Source organism: uncultured Sphingomonas sp. (assembly GCF_913777625.1).
Taxonomy (GTDB): Bacteria; Pseudomonadota; Alphaproteobacteria; order Sphingomonadales; family Sphingomonadaceae; genus Sphingomonas.
Genome location: NZ_CAJYTI010000014.1, coordinates 25,075 through 40,652, shown reverse-complemented (window position 1 = coordinate 40,652; position 15,578 = coordinate 25,075). Strand labels below are relative to the sequence as shown.

17 protein-coding genes are annotated in these 15,578 nt (G+C 69.0%); 10 read left to right on the top strand and 7 right to left on the bottom strand.

The window, feature by feature from the left end:
* A partial coding sequence (locus QZ814_RS08685) for a helicase C-terminal domain-containing protein (RefSeq protein ID WP_294331017.1) occupies positions 1-685 on the top strand: 685 nt, incomplete at its 5' end.
* Entirely contained in the window at positions 682-1,215 is a 534-nt protein-coding gene (locus QZ814_RS08680) for a histidine phosphatase family protein (protein WP_294331015.1), read from the top strand. The genes QZ814_RS08685 and QZ814_RS08680, both read left to right, overlap by 4 nt.
* Positions 1,216-1,218: 3 nt before the next feature.
* Here the strand turns inward: QZ814_RS08680 and QZ814_RS08675 are convergent, their stop codons facing one another.
* The 5 genes from QZ814_RS08675 to rpmF all read right to left on the bottom strand — a co-directional run bounded on the left by QZ814_RS08675 (position 1,219) and on the right by rpmF (position 4,231).
* Positions 1,219-1,548, bottom strand: coding sequence for a MerR family transcriptional regulator (locus tag QZ814_RS08675; RefSeq protein ID WP_294331013.1), 330 nt, complete (start codon positions 1,546-1,548; stop codon positions 1,219-1,221).
* 8 nt (positions 1,549-1,556) lie between these two features.
* Complete coding sequence (locus tag QZ814_RS08670; protein WP_294331012.1) at positions 1,557-1,856, bottom strand: integration host factor subunit alpha; 300 nt, start codon at positions 1,854-1,856, stop codon at positions 1,557-1,559.
* Between the two features lie 141 nt (positions 1,857-1,997).
* Complete coding sequence (locus tag QZ814_RS08665) at positions 1,998-2,969, bottom strand: beta-ketoacyl-ACP synthase III (RefSeq protein WP_294331011.1); 972 nt, start codon at positions 2,967-2,969, stop codon at positions 1,998-2,000.
* Positions 2,970-2,990: 21 nt separating this feature from the next.
* Entirely contained in the window at positions 2,991-4,022 is a 1,032-nt protein-coding gene (gene plsX, locus QZ814_RS08660) for a phosphate acyltransferase PlsX (RefSeq protein ID WP_294331009.1), read from the bottom strand.
* A gap of 29 nt (positions 4,023-4,051) precedes the next feature.
* Positions 4,052-4,231, bottom strand: coding sequence for a 50S ribosomal protein L32 (gene rpmF / locus QZ814_RS08655; protein WP_010545868.1), 180 nt, complete (start codon positions 4,229-4,231; stop codon positions 4,052-4,054).
* 203 nt (positions 4,232-4,434) lie between these two features.
* Between rpmF and QZ814_RS08650 the strand changes: the two genes are divergently transcribed.
* The gene (locus QZ814_RS08650) at positions 4,435-4,836 is read left to right on the top strand and encodes an MAPEG family protein (RefSeq protein WP_294331008.1); all 402 of its coding nucleotides are present in this window, start codon (positions 4,435-4,437) and stop codon (positions 4,834-4,836) included.
* 66 nt (positions 4,837-4,902) lie between these two features.
* On the opposite strand, the gene QZ814_RS08645 is transcribed toward QZ814_RS08650, so the two are convergent.
* Positions 4,903-5,586 (bottom strand): MBL fold metallo-hydrolase, encoded by a 684-nt coding sequence (locus QZ814_RS08645; RefSeq protein ID WP_294331005.1) that lies wholly within the window; start codon positions 5,584-5,586, stop codon positions 4,903-4,905.
* Between the two features lie 79 nt (positions 5,587-5,665).
* Between QZ814_RS08645 and pabB the strand changes: the two genes are divergently transcribed.
* The 3 genes from pabB to msrA are packed head-to-tail and all read left to right on the top strand — an operon-like array spanning position 5,666 to position 9,393.
* Positions 5,666-7,435, top strand: a complete 1,770-nt coding sequence (gene pabB / locus QZ814_RS08640; protein ID WP_294331002.1) for an aminodeoxychorismate synthase component I — start codon at positions 5,666-5,668, stop codon at positions 7,433-7,435.
* Between the two features lie 35 nt (positions 7,436-7,470).
* Positions 7,471-8,670, top strand: a complete 1,200-nt coding sequence (locus tag QZ814_RS08635) for a pyridoxal phosphate-dependent aminotransferase (RefSeq protein ID WP_294330999.1) — start codon at positions 7,471-7,473, stop codon at positions 8,668-8,670.
* Positions 8,671-8,715: 45 nt separating this feature from the next.
* A complete protein-coding gene (msrA, locus tag QZ814_RS08630) occupies positions 8,716-9,393 on the top strand; it encodes a peptide-methionine (S)-S-oxide reductase MsrA (protein WP_294330998.1) in 678 nt (225 codons plus the stop codon).
* A gap of 365 nt (positions 9,394-9,758) precedes the next feature.
* On the opposite strand, the gene QZ814_RS08625 is transcribed toward msrA, so the two are convergent.
* Positions 9,759-9,920 (bottom strand): DUF1674 domain-containing protein, encoded by a 162-nt coding sequence (locus QZ814_RS08625; RefSeq protein WP_093296369.1) that lies wholly within the window; start codon positions 9,918-9,920, stop codon positions 9,759-9,761.
* Between the two features lie 113 nt (positions 9,921-10,033).
* Here QZ814_RS08625 and QZ814_RS08620 point away from each other — a divergent pair, with 113 nt between their 5' ends.
* The 4 genes from QZ814_RS08620 to purH all read left to right on the top strand — a co-directional run bounded on the left by QZ814_RS08620 (position 10,034) and on the right by purH (position 15,447).
* Positions 10,034-11,311 carry a transcription antitermination factor NusB gene (locus tag QZ814_RS08620; RefSeq protein ID WP_294330996.1) on the top strand — a complete coding sequence of 426 codons (1,278 nt, stop codon included), beginning with the start codon at positions 10,034-10,036 and terminating at the stop codon, positions 11,309-11,311.
* Positions 11,312-11,441: 130 nt separating this feature from the next.
* Positions 11,442-12,098 carry a ribulose-phosphate 3-epimerase gene (gene rpe / locus QZ814_RS08615; protein WP_168847841.1) on the top strand — a complete coding sequence of 219 codons (657 nt, stop codon included), beginning with the start codon at positions 11,442-11,444 and terminating at the stop codon, positions 12,096-12,098.
* Positions 12,095-13,825, top strand: coding sequence for a heparinase II/III family protein (locus QZ814_RS08610; protein WP_294330993.1), 1,731 nt, complete (start codon positions 12,095-12,097; stop codon positions 13,823-13,825). Before rpe ends, QZ814_RS08610 begins: the two co-directional genes overlap by 4 nt.
* Positions 13,826-13,878: 53 nt before the next feature.
* Complete coding sequence (gene purH, locus QZ814_RS08605; protein ID WP_294330991.1) at positions 13,879-15,447, top strand: bifunctional phosphoribosylaminoimidazolecarboxamide formyltransferase/IMP cyclohydrolase; 1,569 nt, start codon at positions 13,879-13,881, stop codon at positions 15,445-15,447.
* The last annotated feature ends 131 nt before the right edge of the window (positions 15,448-15,578 follow it).

Sequence of the window (15,578 nt, the reverse complement as noted above, 5' to 3'; positions counted from 1 at the left end):
CGCCCATTTCATCGCGGCCAGCCCGTTCGATTATCCCAACCGCGCCGAAGTGCTGATCGTCACCGATGTGAAGCGCGGCGATATTCCCCAGCTCGCCAATGCCTATGCCCGGCTGATCGCGGCGGCCGGCGGCGGCACGCTGGGGCTGTTCACCGCAATCCGCCGGCTGCGCGCGGTCCATGCCCGCATCGCCGACCGGCTGGCGCGCGACGGGCTGCCTTTGCTCGCCCAGCATGTCGACCCGATCGACACCGGCACGCTGGTCGACATCTTCCGCGACGACCCGCGCGCCTCGCTGATCGGCACCGATGCACTGCGCGACGGGGTCGACGTGCCCGGCGAGTCGCTGCGGCTGGTGGTGATGGAGGGCGTCCCCTGGCCCAAGCCGAGCGTGCTCCATGCCGCGCGGCGACTGGCCGGCGGCGGCTCGGCCTATGACGATCGCATCGTCCGCGCCCGGCTCGCCCAGGCGTTCGGTCGGCTGATTCGCCGCGCCGACGATCGCGGCGCCTTCGTGCTGCTCTCCTCGGCCACCCCGTCGCGGCTGCTCGATGCCTTTCCGGCGGGGACGCGGATCACCCGCACGACGCTGGATCAGGCGGTCGAGCGGGTTCGGCTTTCCTTGGGGCCCGGCTTGCGGCATGAGGCGGGCGAAACCGCCAGCGCTCATCTCGGGGAAGCATGAAGACCCTTCTCGTCCTCCGCCACGCCAAGTCCGGTTGGGACGATCCGGTCGCGCGCGATTTCGATCGGCCGCTCAACCCCAAGGGGCAGCGCGCCGCCGTGGCGATGGGCCGCTATCTGCGCGACCAGGGCCTTCGCTTCGACCATGCCATCGCCTCGCCGGCGGTGCGGGTGCAGGAAACGCTGGCGCAAGTCTCCCACGGCTATGGCGCGGCGATCGCGCCGGTGTGGGACCAGAAGCTGTACCTGGCCTCGCTGGCGACCTTGCTCGATGCCGTCGAGGAACTCCCCGATACCGCCGAAGTGGTGCTGCTTTCCGGGCACAATCCGGGTCTGGAAGAGCTGGTGCTCGATCGGGTGACCGAGGACGGGCCGCTGCGCGACGCGGCGGAACAGAAATTCCCCACCGCGACTCTCGCCGAGCTGCGCTTCGATGTGGCGACTTGGCGGGACGTACCCCGCGCGAGCGCCGACCTGATTCGGTTCGTGCGCCCGCGCGATCTGGATCCGAACCTGGGCCCGGATGCCTGAGGGTCAGCAATCCTCTTCCAGCGCCTCCGCGAGGGAATTGCGGATCGCCTGAAGTTCTGCGGTGCGGTTCTTGCCGCGCGCCGCCTTTTCTTCTGCCAGCAGTCGCTGGACGCCGCGGATGGTATAGCCCTCTTCGCTGAGGAGCTGATGGATGCGGCGCACCAGCGCCACGTCGTCGGGTCGATAATACCGGCGGTTGCCCGCACGGGTGAGCGGCTTCAGCTGGGGAAAACGCGTTTCCCAATAGCGCAAAATATGCTGTGGCCTGCCGATTTCAGCGGCGAGCTCACCAATGGTCCGCAACGCGCCGGCGGCCTTCTCGGTCGCCGGCATGCCGGTTCTCAGCGGGCCGAGACGATGCGGTCGCGCATCATCTGACTGGCCCGGAAGGTGAGCACGCGGCGGGGTGCGATCGGCACCTCCACCCCGGTCTTGGGGTTGCGGCCGACCCGCTCGCCCTTGTCGCGCAGCACGAAGCTGCCGAAGCCCGAGATCTTGACGTTCTCTCCCTTCGCCAGCGCGTTGCACATGTGTCCGAGAATCTGCTCGACGATACGTGAGGCGTCCGCGCGCGAAAGCCCCACTTCGCGATGCAGCGATTCAGCCAAGTCTGCCCTGGTCAGCGTTCCCGCAGCACTCATCCGGCACTTCCTTTCATAAACCTCTGTACCCGTATCAGATTGTTACGCGCTATCAAGTTTGATGTTGAAGCCCTAGTAACGCCTCAGACATATACTGGAAAAACACGTATTTGATCCAAAATGGGTTACCTATTGCGCTGGTCAGAACCGAACGACTGCGGCGCCCCAGGTGAAACCGCCGCCCATCGCTTCCAGCACCAGCAGATCGCCGCGCTGGATCCGTCCATCCCGCACCGCAGCATCGAGCGCAAGCGGCACCGACGCGGCGGAAGTGTTGGCATGGCGGTCGACGGTGACGATCACCTTTTCCGGCGGCAGATCCAGCTTGCGCGCCGTGGCGTCGAGGATCCGGGCGTTGGCCTGGTGCGGCACCACCCAGTCGACGTCGCTCGGCTGGAGGCCGGCCAGCGCCAGCGACTCGTTCATCACCGCGGCTAGATTCACCACCGCGTGGCGGAACACCTCACGGCCCTTCATCCGCAGCTTGCCGACCGTCCCGGTGGTCGACGGACCGCCATCGACATAGAGCAGGTCGTTATAGCGGCCATCGGCGTGGAGCTTGGTGGAGAGGATGCCCTGCGGCGCCTCGCCCGCCGTGTCCTGCGCCTCGAGCACGATCGCGCCGGCGCCGTCGCCGAACAGCACGCAGGTGGTGCGGTCTTCCCAGTCGAGGATGCGGCTGAAGGTCTCGGCGCCGATCACCAGCGCGCGGCGATGCACGCCCGCGCGCAGCATCGAATCGGCGACCTGCACCGCATAGAGGAAGCCCGAACACACCGCCGCCACGTCGAACGCGACGCAATCGAGGATGCCGAGCGCATTCTGCACGCGGGTGGCGGTGGCGGGGAAGGTCTGGTCCGGGGTGGCGGTGGCCAGCACGATCAGGTCGATCGACGCCGCCTCGATGCCGGCCGATTCCAGCGCCGCACGGGCGGCATCGGCCGCCAGCGTGCCGGTGGTCTCGTCCGGACCTGCGAGATGGCGGAAGCGGATCCCCGTCCGCTCGACGATCCATTCGTCGCTGGTATCGACGCGCTCCGCCAGCTCCGCGTTGGAAACACGCTGCGCCGGCAGGGCGGAACCCGTGCCGAGAATCACCGAACGTACGGTCATGCGACCCCTTCTACCTCGTACTTACGCGGCCTTGGCCTCGAAGTTCCCCAGATCCTCGGCAATGCGCCGGGTCAGTTCGTCGCGCACCATCTTGGCGGCGAAGCCGATCGCGGTATCCACCCCGACCTCGTTCGCGCCGCCATGGCTCTTCACGACGATGCCGTTCAGCCCGAGGAAAACGGCACCATTATGGTTGTTTGGATCGAGATGGTGGCGCAGCAGCTCGGTCGCCGGCTTCGAGATCAGGAACCCGACCTTGGAGCGCAGCGAGGAACTGAACGCACGGCGCAGCAGATCGGCGACGAAGCGCGCGGTGCCTTCCGCCGTCTTGAGCGCGATGTTGCCAGAGAAACCGTCACAGACGATCACGTCGACGTCGCCGCGCGACAGCCGGTTGCCTTCGATGAAGCCGGTGAATTCGAGCGGCAGGTGCTTGGCCGCACGCAGCTGGGCGGCAGCATCGCGGATGCTGTCGGTGCCCTTCATCTCTTCGGTGCCGATGTTGAGCAACGCCACGCGCGGGCGCGCGAGATCGAGCGCGGTGCGCGCATAGGCCGCGCCCATCACCGCGAACTGCACCAGGTTGCGCTCGTCCACCTCGGTATTGGCGCCGAGGTCGAGCATCACCGTATCATTGGCGCCAAGCGACGGCATCAGCGCGGCGAGCGCCGGCCGGTCGATCCCCGCCATGGTGCGGAGCGACAGCTTGGCCATCGCCATCAAGGCGCCGGTATTGCCCGAGGATACGGCCGCGCCGGCACGCCCCTGCTTCACCAGGTCGATGGCGATCCCCATCGAGGTGGTCTTGGCGCGGCGAATCGCCTGGCTCGGCTTGGCATCGGACCCAACGACTTCGGCCGCGTGGACGATCTCGCACGCGGCTGCCAGATTCGGATGCGCCTTCAGGCCGTCACGAATGCGCGACTCGTCGCCGACGAGAAGGAACTCCATCCCCTCGAAGCGGCGACGTGCACGTGCAGCGCCGGCGAGCATGACGGCGACCCCCTCGTCGCCGCCCATTGCATCGACGGCGATCCGCGAGGGAACAGTCATACCGGCAACCCCCCGTTGCGGAACGTCGTTCAGCCCTCGACCGAAACGATTTCGCGGCCGTTATAGTGGCCGCACGCGTTGCACAGGTTGTGCGGACGCTTGAGTTCGCCGCAGTTCGGGCACTCCTGGAACGATTCGACAGTCAGCGCATCGTGCGAACGACGCATGCCACGCTTCGACGGCGAGGTCTTTCTCTTAGGAACGGCCATTTCGGCACCTTCAACAAGCTAAATGAATCAATAAGTCGCGATACGCCCACAGGGTAGTTCGGGCAAGCGACGGCTAGGCCGGCCGCTCGCCGGACCAGCGGACAGGTCACGAAGCGAGCCCGCGCGTATAGCGATTCTCGTCCGCGTTGCAAGCAGAAGCCGCGCGTGGCAGGGGTTTTGGCCTGTTTCACATGGGGGACGCGATGTTTTTTCTGCCGGTCACACTCACCAGCGCAGGCGCGGCGGCGCTGCTCAACCTGTGGCTGGCGATTCGCGTCATCCAGATTCGCACGGCCGACAAGGTACTCACCGGCGACGGCGGCAGCCCCCGCCTCCTCGCGCGCATGCGCGCGCAGATGAACTTCGTCGAATATACGCCCTTCGTGCTGATCCTGATCGGCCTGATCGAGCTGGCCCAGGGCACGCGATTCTATCTGTGGGTGGTCGCCGCGGTCTATCTGCTCGGCCGCGTGGTGCACGCCTTCGGAATGGACGGCTGGCTGCTCGGCCGCAAGATCGGCGCGCTCACCACCTTCCTGATCGTCGCGGGCCTCGGCCTCTATGCCGCGTGGCTCGGCTATACGGGATCGAACCCGCTGCATTGAGTCCCGCTCCCTTGTAGTCATCCCGGCGAAAGCCGGGATGACGAAGAAACAGGGGTTCGTAGCGCCTCAGGCGCGGGCCAGCACCGAATCGGCGACGAACGGGTTGGTGCGCCGCTCTTGGCCGAAATTGCTCGGCTGGCCATGGCCGGGGACGAACACGGTGTCGTCCCCCAGCGGCCACAGCCGGGTGGTGATCGCGTCGATCAGGTCCTGGTGGTTGCCCAGCGGAAAGTCGGTTCGCCCGATCGATCCCTGGAACAGCACGTCGCCGACGATCGCGAGCTTCGACTCGGGATGGTGGAACACGACATGGCCCGGCGTGTGGCCGGGGCAGTGATAGACGTCGAGCACCAGTTCGCCCACCGTCACCTGGTCGCCCTGCTCCAGCCAGCGATCCGGCTCGAACGGCTTGCCGGGCACGCGATAGGCGCGGCCGTCATCCTCCAGCCGGGCGATCCAGTAGCGATCGGCCTCGTGCGGGCCTTCGATCGGCACGCCCAGTTCCTCGGCGAAGATGCCGGCCGAGCCGCAATGGTCGATATGGCCGTGGGTGATCAGCAGCTTCTCGATCGTGACGCCGTGCTGGGTTGCCGCCGCGCGCAGCCGATCGAGATCGCCGCCGGGATCGACGAACGCCCCGCGCATCGTCTTCGTGCACCACAGCAGCGTGCAATTCTGCTGGAGCGGCGTGACGGGAACGATCGCCGCGCGGAGCGGCGGCGGGGCAGCGTTGGGATCGGGGGGCGCCATGCCCCTCGCTACCCCGCGCGCGGGCGCGCGGCAACCAAGGCTTGCCCAATCCGGCTGGCGCCTGCATTCGAGTCGGCTGATGGAATTGCGTCCGCCCTTCGTGCTGCTCGACGATGCCCGCGCCGGCGGACGCGGCGCGCGGCTGTACGCCGATCCGGTCGAGATCGTCGTCGCGCATCGGCTGGAGGACGTTGCCCCCGCGCTCGACCGGCTGCGCGCTGCGGCGGCGGAGGGCCTCGATGCGGCCGGCTGGCTCGCCTACGAAGCGGGTGCCGCCTTCGAATCCTGCGTGCCCGCCCGCGAGGGCGGTGCCCCGCTGCTCTGGTTCGGCCTGTTCCGGGGCCACCGGCAGCTGGAGGCCGAGACCGTGCCGGCACTGCTGCCCGATCCCGCCGGCGCCTGGGCGGGTCGTCCCCACCCCCTGCTCGACCGCGCCGCCTACGACACCGCCTTCGCACGCGCGCGCAGCTATATAGAAGCCGGCGACATCTATCAGGCCAACCTCACCTTCCGCGCCGAGGTGCCGGTCGCCGGGCATCCGGCCGCGCTGTACGCCCTGCTCCGCGCCCGCGCCGCCGCCGGACATGGCGCGCTGGTCGCGACCGGCGGACACTGGCTGCTCAGCCTGTCGCCCGAGCTGTTCTTCACGCTGGAGGACGGCATGCTCACCGCCCGGCCAATGAAGGGCACGACGACCCGCGATCCCGATCCCGCGATCGACGCCGGCCTCGCCCGGGCCCTCGCCGCGGACCCCAAGCAGCGCGCCGAAAACCTGATGATCGTCGACCTGATGCGCAACGATCTCGGCCGCGTCGCCCGCCCCGGCAGCGTCGCGGTGCCGCAACTCTTCCACGTCGAGACCTACCCGACCGTCCACCAGATGACGTCGACGATCACCGCGCGGCTGGCCGAGGGACTCGGGCCCGTCGACGCGCTGGCCGCGTTGTTTCCCTGCGGATCGGTGACCGGCGCGCCGAAGATCCGCGCAATGCAGGTAATCGCCGAAGTCGAACCCGACGCCCGCAGCGTCTATACCGGTTCGATAGGGAGGATCGACGCGGATGGCAGCACCGAGTTCAACGTCGCGATCCGCACGCTTTCACTTCCCGAGACCGGTCCCGCAACGCTCGGCCTCGGCTCCGGCGTGGTCGCCGATTCGCAGGCGGACAGCGAATGGCACGAATGCCTCGCCAAGGGCGCGTTCGTGACCGCGGGCGAGCCCGACTTCGACCTGATCGAGACGATGCGCTTCGATCCCGAGGACGGCATCCTGCTGCTTGAGCGCCATCTCGAACGGATCCGCGCCAGCGCCGCCGCCTTCGGCTTTCCCTTCGACCGCCATGTCGTCCGCAACGAGCTGCAGGCGGCCACCTTCCGCCTGCGCCACCCGGCCAAGGTGCGCCTGCTGCTCGGCCCGTCGGGCGCGGTCGCGATCGGCATCGCGCCGTTGCCGATCACGCCGCCGGCGCCGATAAAGGTCCGGATCGTACCCCATTCCGTGCCGCGCGAGGACTTCCGCCTCGCCCACAAGACCACCCGCCGGGCGATCTACGACGCCCCGCGCCGCGCTGCCGGGACCTGGGAAGTGGTGTTCACCGATGCGGACGGGTTCCTGACCGAAGGCAGCTTCACCTCGCTCTTCGTCGAGCGCGACGGCGTGCTGGTGACCCCGCCGCTGTCGCGCGGGCTGCTCCCGGGGGTGCTCCGCGCCGAGCTGCTCGCCACCGGCCACGCGGTGGAAGGCAACCTCCGCCCGGAGGATCTCGTCCACGGTTTCCTGCTCGGCAATGCGGTTCGCGGACTGGTTGCAGCCGTTACAGTTGCGGAAGGCGCCGAAGCGGACCTATAGGCGCGCATCTTTCCCCGGAAAAGGCGTCCAGACTCATGCAGACCTCCGCCGCGCTCCAGCGCATCCAGCCCTCCGCCACGCTCGCCATGACCAGCCGCGTGTTCGAGCTGAAGCGTGCAGGGGTCGACGTGATCGGCCTGGGCGCCGGCGAGCCCGATTTCGACACGCCGGACTTCGTCAAGGAAGCCGCGATCGAGGCGATCCGCAGCGGCAAGACCAAGTATACCAATGTCGACGGCACGCCCGAGCTGAAGGAGGCGGTGATCGCCAAGTTCAAGCGCGACAACGGCCTGGACTACACTGCGCAGCAAATCACCATCAACGTCGGCGGCAAGCACACGCTGTTCAACGCGATCGTCGCCACGGTGGAAGCCGGCGACGAGGTGATCATCCCCGCGCCCTATTGGGTCAGCTATCCTGACGTAGTTCAGTTCGCCGGCGGTACGCCCGTCTTTATCGCCGCCGGTGCGGACCAGGCCTACAAGATCACCCCCGCCCAGCTCGAGGCGGCGATCACGCCGAAGACCAAGTGGGTGATCCTCAACTCGCCGTCCAACCCCACCGGCGCCGCCTATTCGGCCGCCGAGCTCAAGGCGCTGGGCGAGGTGATCGAGCGCCACCCGCATGTCTGGGTGTTCGCCGACGACATGTACGAGCACATCCTGTACGACGGCTTCGAATTCGCCACGATCGCGCAGGTCTGCCCGTCGCTCTACGAGCGCACGCTGACGGTGAATGGCTGCTCCAAGGCCTATGCGATGACCGGCTGGCGCATCGGCTTCGCGGGCGGCCCGGCGCCGCTGATCAAGGCGATCGCCAAGCTCCAGTCGCAGTCGACCTCGAACCCGTGCTCGATCGCCCAGGCGGCGGCCGTCGCGGCGCTGACCGGCGACCAGGACTTCCTCAAGGACCGCGCCGCCGCCTTCCAGACCCGCCGCGACCTCGTCGTCTCGATGCTCAACGCAATCGACGGCATGCACTGCCCGACCCCGGAAGGCGCCTTCTATGTCTATCCGGAATTCAGCGCGCTGATCGGCAAGACCACCCCCAAGGGCAAGGTGATCCAGACCGACGAGGACATGATCGGCTATTTCCTCGACGATGCCCGCGTCGCGGCGGTGCACGGCGCGGCGTTCGGCCTGTCGCCGGCGATGCGGATCAGCTATGCGACCTCCGAGGCGCTGCTCCGCGAAGCCTGCACCCGCATCCAGACGGCCTGCGCCGACCTGCGCTGAGGGACCTGTAACGCGGGGGCCTCTTCATCCCTATATGGGGGTATCATGACCCGTAGCCCGTTGAAGCTCCCGCTCTCCCTCGCCGCGCTCGCCGGCGGCGCCTTCCTGCTGATCGCGGCCGGCGGCCTGCGCATCGAGAAGGCGACGGCGGTGCCGCTGCCGTTGCCGGCGGTCGACGTCTCCAAGGCGAAGAAGCCGCAGACGGCGGTGTTCGCCGGCGGCTGTTTCTGGGGGATGGAGGCGGTGTTCCAGTCGGTGAAGGGCGTCCAGTCGGTGACCAACGGCTATGCCGGCGGCACCCAGGGCACCGCCACCTACGCGCAGGTCTCGACCGAGACGACCGGCCATGCCGAGGCGGTGAAGATCGTCTATGATCCCACCCGGGTGAGCTACGGCACGCTGCTGCGCGTCTATTTCTCGGTGGCGCACGACCCGACGCAAAAGGGTGGCCAGGGCCCGGATCGCGGCCCCAGCTATCGCAGCGCGATCTTCCCGCAAAATGCCGATCAGCGCCGCGTCGCCGAGGCCTATATCGCGCAGCTGGGCCGGGCAAAGGCCTTCCCCAAGCCGATCACGACCAAGCTGGAAACCGGCAGCTTCTATCCGGCGGAGGACTACCACCAGGACTTCTTCTGGCGGCATCCCACCCACCCCTATATCATGCGCTGGGACAAGCCGAAGGTCGCCGCCTTCCGCGCCGCCTTCCCGCAGCTGGCGAACTGAGCCGCCGCTGTCCTACAGGCGGGGTTCCTGCTAGCCTCTGCAGGTTCTTTGAACCGTCGAATGACTGCCGTCGCGGCGCTTGGACCGGTTTCCCGCGCGTGGAAATTTCGGCGGCATCTCCAAGTGTCGTCATGCCAGCGCACGCTGGCATCGCCTACAGCCTGCCGGCCCCTTTCAGCGCCTGCTCGCGGATTTCCCAGCGTCGCTGGGGCGACGGGCTATGGATGGCCGCTATCCATGGATCGGCGATGGGCCTGGCACCAAGCGGACGGATTGGCGGCGCGCGCCTAAACTTCCTGAACTTCGGCGCCGCGAAAAACCCGCGGACGCCTAAACTTCCTAAACTTCGCCGGCCGGGTCCCCGATCAGAAATCGATCGCGATGCCCTTCAGCTCCCAGTCGCCATAGCGGACGGGATCCTTTGCCAGCGGGTCCTTGTCCGGCCGCTGCATCGGTTCGGGCTTGGGCACCGGCGGGCTCTTCGAGAGATAGGCCGGGGGCTGCACATGGTCGGGTCGCTTGCCCATCGGGATTGCCTTCCTTGGTTGCCCGGCCCATGTCGGCCCGCAAAGGAGCATGGTCAAGTGAACGGTTGGGTAGCGCACGCACGAGCAGAACATCGCAAGGGAGTGCGCTGACCATGGCCCGCCCGACCACCCGCCGCCCCGCCGAGCGCGAGCCCGACGCCCCCGGCGTCCCCGCCCGCCGCGCCGCGCTCAAGCTGCTCGATGCGGTGCTCCGCCGCGGCCTTGCCCTCGAACAGGCGCTCGATTCCGCCGCCCAGGGGCTGGCGCCCAACGACCGCGGTCTGGCCCATGCCATCGCCGCCGAGGCGCTGCGCCGCCTGCCCGACCTCGACGCGCTGATCGATTCCGCCACCCGCCAGCGCCTGCCGGACGACGCCAAGGCCCGCTTTGCGCTGCGCATCGCGCTGGTCCAGGCGATCGCGCTCGGCACGCCCGGCCATGCAGCCATTTCGACCGTGCTGCCGCTGGTCGACGGCGGTCCGCGCAAGCTCGTCCACGGCGTGTTCGGCACGCTGATGCGCGGCAACGCCACGCTGCCCGACCTGCCGATGCTCCCCGATCCGGTGGCGCTGCGCTGGCAGGCGCAGTGGGGCGACGCCGTGGTCCAGGCCGCCTGCGAGGCCATCGCCTCCCCGCCGCCGCTCGACCTCAGCTTCAAGACGGAGGGGTCCGTCCCCGGCGCAACCAGCCTCGCCCCGCGCCATGCCCGGCTGGAGCCCGGCACCAGCGTGCCCGAGCTGCCCGGTTTCGCCGAGGGCGAGTGGTGGGTGCAGGACCTCGCCGCTTCGATCCCTGCCCGGCTGATCGGTGCAGGCACCGGCACCGTGCTCGACCTCTGCGCAGCGCCCGGCGGCAAGACGCTCCAGCTGGCCGCTGCCGGCTGGCAGGTGACCGCGGTCGACGTCGCCGAGAACCGCCTCGCCCGCCTCCGCGAGAATCTGGAGCGCACCGGCCTCTCGGCGCAGATCGTCACCGCCGACCTGCTGACGTGGAGCCCCGCCGCCCCCGCCGACGCCGTGCTGCTCGACGCGCCGTGCAGCGCCACCGGCATCTTCCGCCGTCATCCCGACGTGCTCCACCGTGTCCGCCCCTCGCTGATCGCCGAGATGGCCGAGCTGCAGGCCAAGCTGCTCGACCGCGCCGCCGCCTGGGTAAAGCCCGGCGGCACGCTCGTCTTCGCCACCTGTTCGCTGGAACCCAAGGAAGGCGAGGCCCATCTCGCCCCCTTCCTCGCGGCGCATCCCGAGTTCGCGCTGGTAGCGGCGACCGCAGACGAGCTTCCCGCCGGCATTGCGCCGCGCGAGGACGGTTCGGTCCGCGTCCTGCCGGGCATGCTGGCGGATCAGGGCGGCCTCGACGGTTTCTTCATCGCCCGCTTCCGCCGCCGCTGATCGCACGCCCGGGGCCCTTCGTCCCGGCCCCACAGCAAGCTGTGGATAAGTCTGTGGAGAAGCAGTGCGCAACCGGTGGGCGCTCGCCCCTCCGGTTGCGCCCGACTCGCCCCTTCCCTAGGAGACGACCATGTCCGTTCGCATCGCCCCTTCGATCCTCTCGGCCGATTTCGCACGGCTCGGCGAGGAAGTCCGCGCCATCGACGCCGCCGGCGCCGACTGGATCCATGTCGACGTGATGGACGGGCATTTCGTGCCCAACATCACCATCGGCCCCGCGGTGGTGAAGGCGCTGCGCCCGCACTCGGCCAAGAATTTCGACGTGCACCTGATGATCACGCCGGTCGACCCGATGCTGGCTGCCTTTGCAGAGGCCGGCGCGGACACGATCTCGGTGCACCCCGAGGCAGGCCCGCACCTCCACCGCACGCTCCAGACGATCAAGGCGCTGGGCAAGCGCGCCGGCGTGGTGCTCAACCCGTCCACGCCGGTCGATGCGGTGGATTACGTCATGGATCTGGTCGACCTGATCCTGGTGATGAGCGTCAACCCGGGCTTCGGCGGACAGAAGTTCCTCGAGAGCCAGCTGCCCAAGATCACCGAATTGCGCCGGCGCATCGAGGCGAGCGGCCGCGCCATCGACCTGGAAGTGGACGGCGGCATCGACCGCGAGACCGCGCCCAAGGCGATCGCCGCCGGCGCCAATGCGCTGGTCGCCGGCACCGCGACCTTCACCGGCGGTCCGAGCCAGTACGCCGCCAACATTGCGGCACTGCGCGGGGCTTGACCGATCAAACGCCGGACTCCGCCGCCGACGGAGTCGAGGAAGGCAAGCGGCTGATCCGGGTAGGCGGCGACCGCGGCCTGTCGCTGGCCGACCGGATCGCCGATCGCTTCCAGCGCCTCGCCTGGCGCTCGCCCTTCTATGCGATGCGGCTGAAGGGCCGGCACCCGCTCAAGCTGCTCACCGCCGCCGACGATCCGTTCTTCGGCGATCCGCAGCGCGGCAACGCCCTGCTCGACGGCGAGCTGCGGCTATGCGGCGAGGTCCGCACAATCGAGAGCCTCGATTTCGCCAAGCCCGACTGGTCGCCCGCCTTCACCCAGCATCTCCAGGGCTTTGGCTGGCTGCGCGACCTGTCCAGCGTCGCCACCCGGCAGCAGGGCGCGCCGATCGCCGAAGACCTCATGCGCCGCTGGCTCAAGGTGCACGGCGAGCAGGTCGCGGACCCCGCCTGGCGCCCCGATCTGGTCGGCCGGCGCATCCTGGCCTGGGTGGCGCATGCCCCGTTGATCCTGTCGTCGACGGACCAGGTCTATCGCTCGGGCGTGATGCATGCCCTGGCCAGAGGTGCCCGCCACCTCGACCGCAGCGCCGACAAGGTGCCAGCGGGCGTGCCGCGCCTCGCCGCCTGGGCGGGCCTCACTGTCGCGGGCCTCGTGCTGCCCGGCGGGGACCCGCGCCGCGCCTTCGCCGAGGCCGGGCTCAACCGGGCTATCACCGCCTCGGTCTATGAGGATGGCGGCACCGTCGGCCGCTCGCCCGATGGCCAGCTCGACGCGATCCAGCTGATCACCCTGCTCTGCGAGACCTATGCCGGCCGCCGCATCGAGCCGCCCGCTTTCGTGCTGGGCGCGCTCAACCGCATGGTCGCGGCGCTGCTCGGCGTCTGCCACGGCGATGGCGGGCTCTCCAGCTGGCAGGGCTGCGCGCCGATCGGCGGCGAGTGGATCGAGCAGGCGATCGAGGCGACCGGCGTGCGCACCCGCCCGCTCAAGCAGGCGCGCGAATGGGGCTATCAGCGCCTGTCCTGCGCCGGCACCGTGCTGATCCTCGACGCCGCCCCCCCGCCGGACGCGCGGGTAGCGCAGACCGGCTGCGCCTCCACCCTCGCCTTCGAGCTTTCGGACGGCACCGACCGGATCGTCGTCAATTGCGGCGGCAGCCGTGCCGCCGATGCGCGGCTCCCCGCCGAGCTGGTCCAGGGCCTGCGCACCACCGCCGCGCATTCGACGCTGGTGCTGGGCGACAGCAACTCCACCGCGATCCATGCCGATGGCACGCTCGGGCGCGGGGTCAGCGAAGTCGAGCTGGTCCGCCACGAGACCGAAAACGCCAGCCGGATCGAGGCGGCGCAGGACGGCTATGTCCGCCGCTTCGGCCTGCTCCATCGCCGCGAACTCACGCTTTCGCACGACGGGCGCGATCTGCGCGGCGAGGACCTGCTGCTGCCCTCCGGCAAGCGGCGGATCGATTCGGCACCGTTCGCGGTGCGCTTCCACCTTGCCCCGCAGGTGGAGGTGTCGCCCACCGCCGACGGCCACGGCGCGATCCTGCGCACCGCCTCGGGCATGCTGTGGCAGTTCCGCGCCAAGGGCGGCACGCTGGCGATCGAGGAGAGCCTGTGGATCGACGCGCGCGGCCGTCCGCACGCCACGCAGCAGCTGGTGATCCAGGGCGAGACGCCGGCGGGCGGCGCCAGCGTGAACTGGGTGTTCCACCGTTCTAAATAGGCGCTCCAAATAGGGCTTGCCCCGGCGCGCCCGATTGGGGAGAGGGGCGGGCCATGGACATCAAGATCACCCGCGCGCTCCTCTCGGTCTCCGACAAGACCGGGATCGTCGAACTCGGCCAGGCCCTGGCCGCCCAGGGCGTCGAGCTCGTCTCGACCGGCGGCACCGCCACGGCGCTCCGCAACGCAGGCCTGGAGGTCCGCGACATCTCGGACCTCACCGGCTTCCCGGAGATGATGGACGGCCGGGTGAAGACGCTGCACCCCAAGGTGCATGGCGGTTTGCTCTCGGTCCGCGACAATCCCGAGCACCAGGCCTCGATGGCCGAGCACGCGATCGCCCCGATCGACCTCGTCGTGGTCAACCTCTATCCCTTCGCCCAGACCGTCGCCAAGGGCGCGGACCGCGACGAAATCATCGAGAATATCGATATCGGCGGCCCGTCCATGGTCCGTTCGGCCGCGAAGAACCACGAGTCGGTGGCGATCGTCACCGATCCAGCCGACTATGCGCTGGTGATGGGTGGCACGACCACGCTCGAGCAGCGCCGCAAGTTCGCCGCCAAGGCCTATGCCGCCACCGCAGCGTACGACGCGATGATCTCCAGCTGGTTCGCCTTCGCCGACCAGGGCGAGGCTTTCCCGGAGACGCTCAACATCTCCCTCAGCCGTGGCCAGGCGCTGCGCTATGGCGAGAACCCGCACCAGCAGGCGGCTTTCTATGCCGCGACCGGCCCCGCCGCGCGCGGCATCGGCCAGGCCCGGCAGGTGCAGGGCAAGGAGCTGAGCTACAACAATTACAACGACGCCGATGCGGCGCTTGAGCTGGTCAGCGAATTCCGCGACGGCCCGCCGACCGCGGTGATCGTCAAGCACGCCAATCCCTGCGGCGTGGCGAGCGGCGCGACCCTCGCCGAAGCCTATGCGGCGGCGTTCGCCTGCGACACCGTTTCGGCGTTCGGCGGGATCATCGCGGTGAACCGCCCGCTCGACCGCGCGACCGCCGAGCAGATCACCGGCATCTTCACCGAAGTGGTGGTGGCGCCCGACGCCGACGAGGAAGCGCTGGCGCTGTTCGCGGCGAAGAAGAATCTCCGCCTGCTGCTCACCGGCGAGCTGCCCGATCCGGCGCGCCGCGGCCTGTTCGCCAAGTCGATCGCCGGCGGCTGGCTGGTCCAGGGCCGCGACAACGGCATCGTCACCCGCGACCAGCTCAAGGTCGTCACCAAGCGCCAGCCGACCGAGCAGGAACTGGCCGACTGCCTGTTCGCCTGGACGGTGGCCAAGCACGTCAAGTCGAACGCGATCGTCTATGCCAAGGACGGCAGCACGGCGGGTGTCGGCGCCGGCCAGATGAACCGGCTGGAAAGCGCCCGCATCGCCGCCTGGAAGGCCAAGGACGCGGCGGACAAGGCCGGCTGGGGCACGCCGCGCACGATCGGCTCTGCCGTGGCGTCGGACGCCTTCTTCCCCTTCGCCGACGGCCTGCTCGCGGCAGTGGAAGCGGGTGCGACCGCAGTGATCCAGCCGGGCGGCTCGATCCGTGACGACGAAGTCATCGCAGCGGCCGACGAGGCCGGGCTGGCGATGGTGTTCACGGGCATGCGCCACTTCCGGCATTGAGGCAATGCGCCGCGCCTCCTGCGGAGGGCGCGGCGCATTGCCTAAGTTTACGAAGTTTAGGCGCTCGCGCGGTTTCAGCTCGGCTGAAGTTTAGGAAGTTTACGCCCGTGCGCGGCCGCGCCTAGGGTACG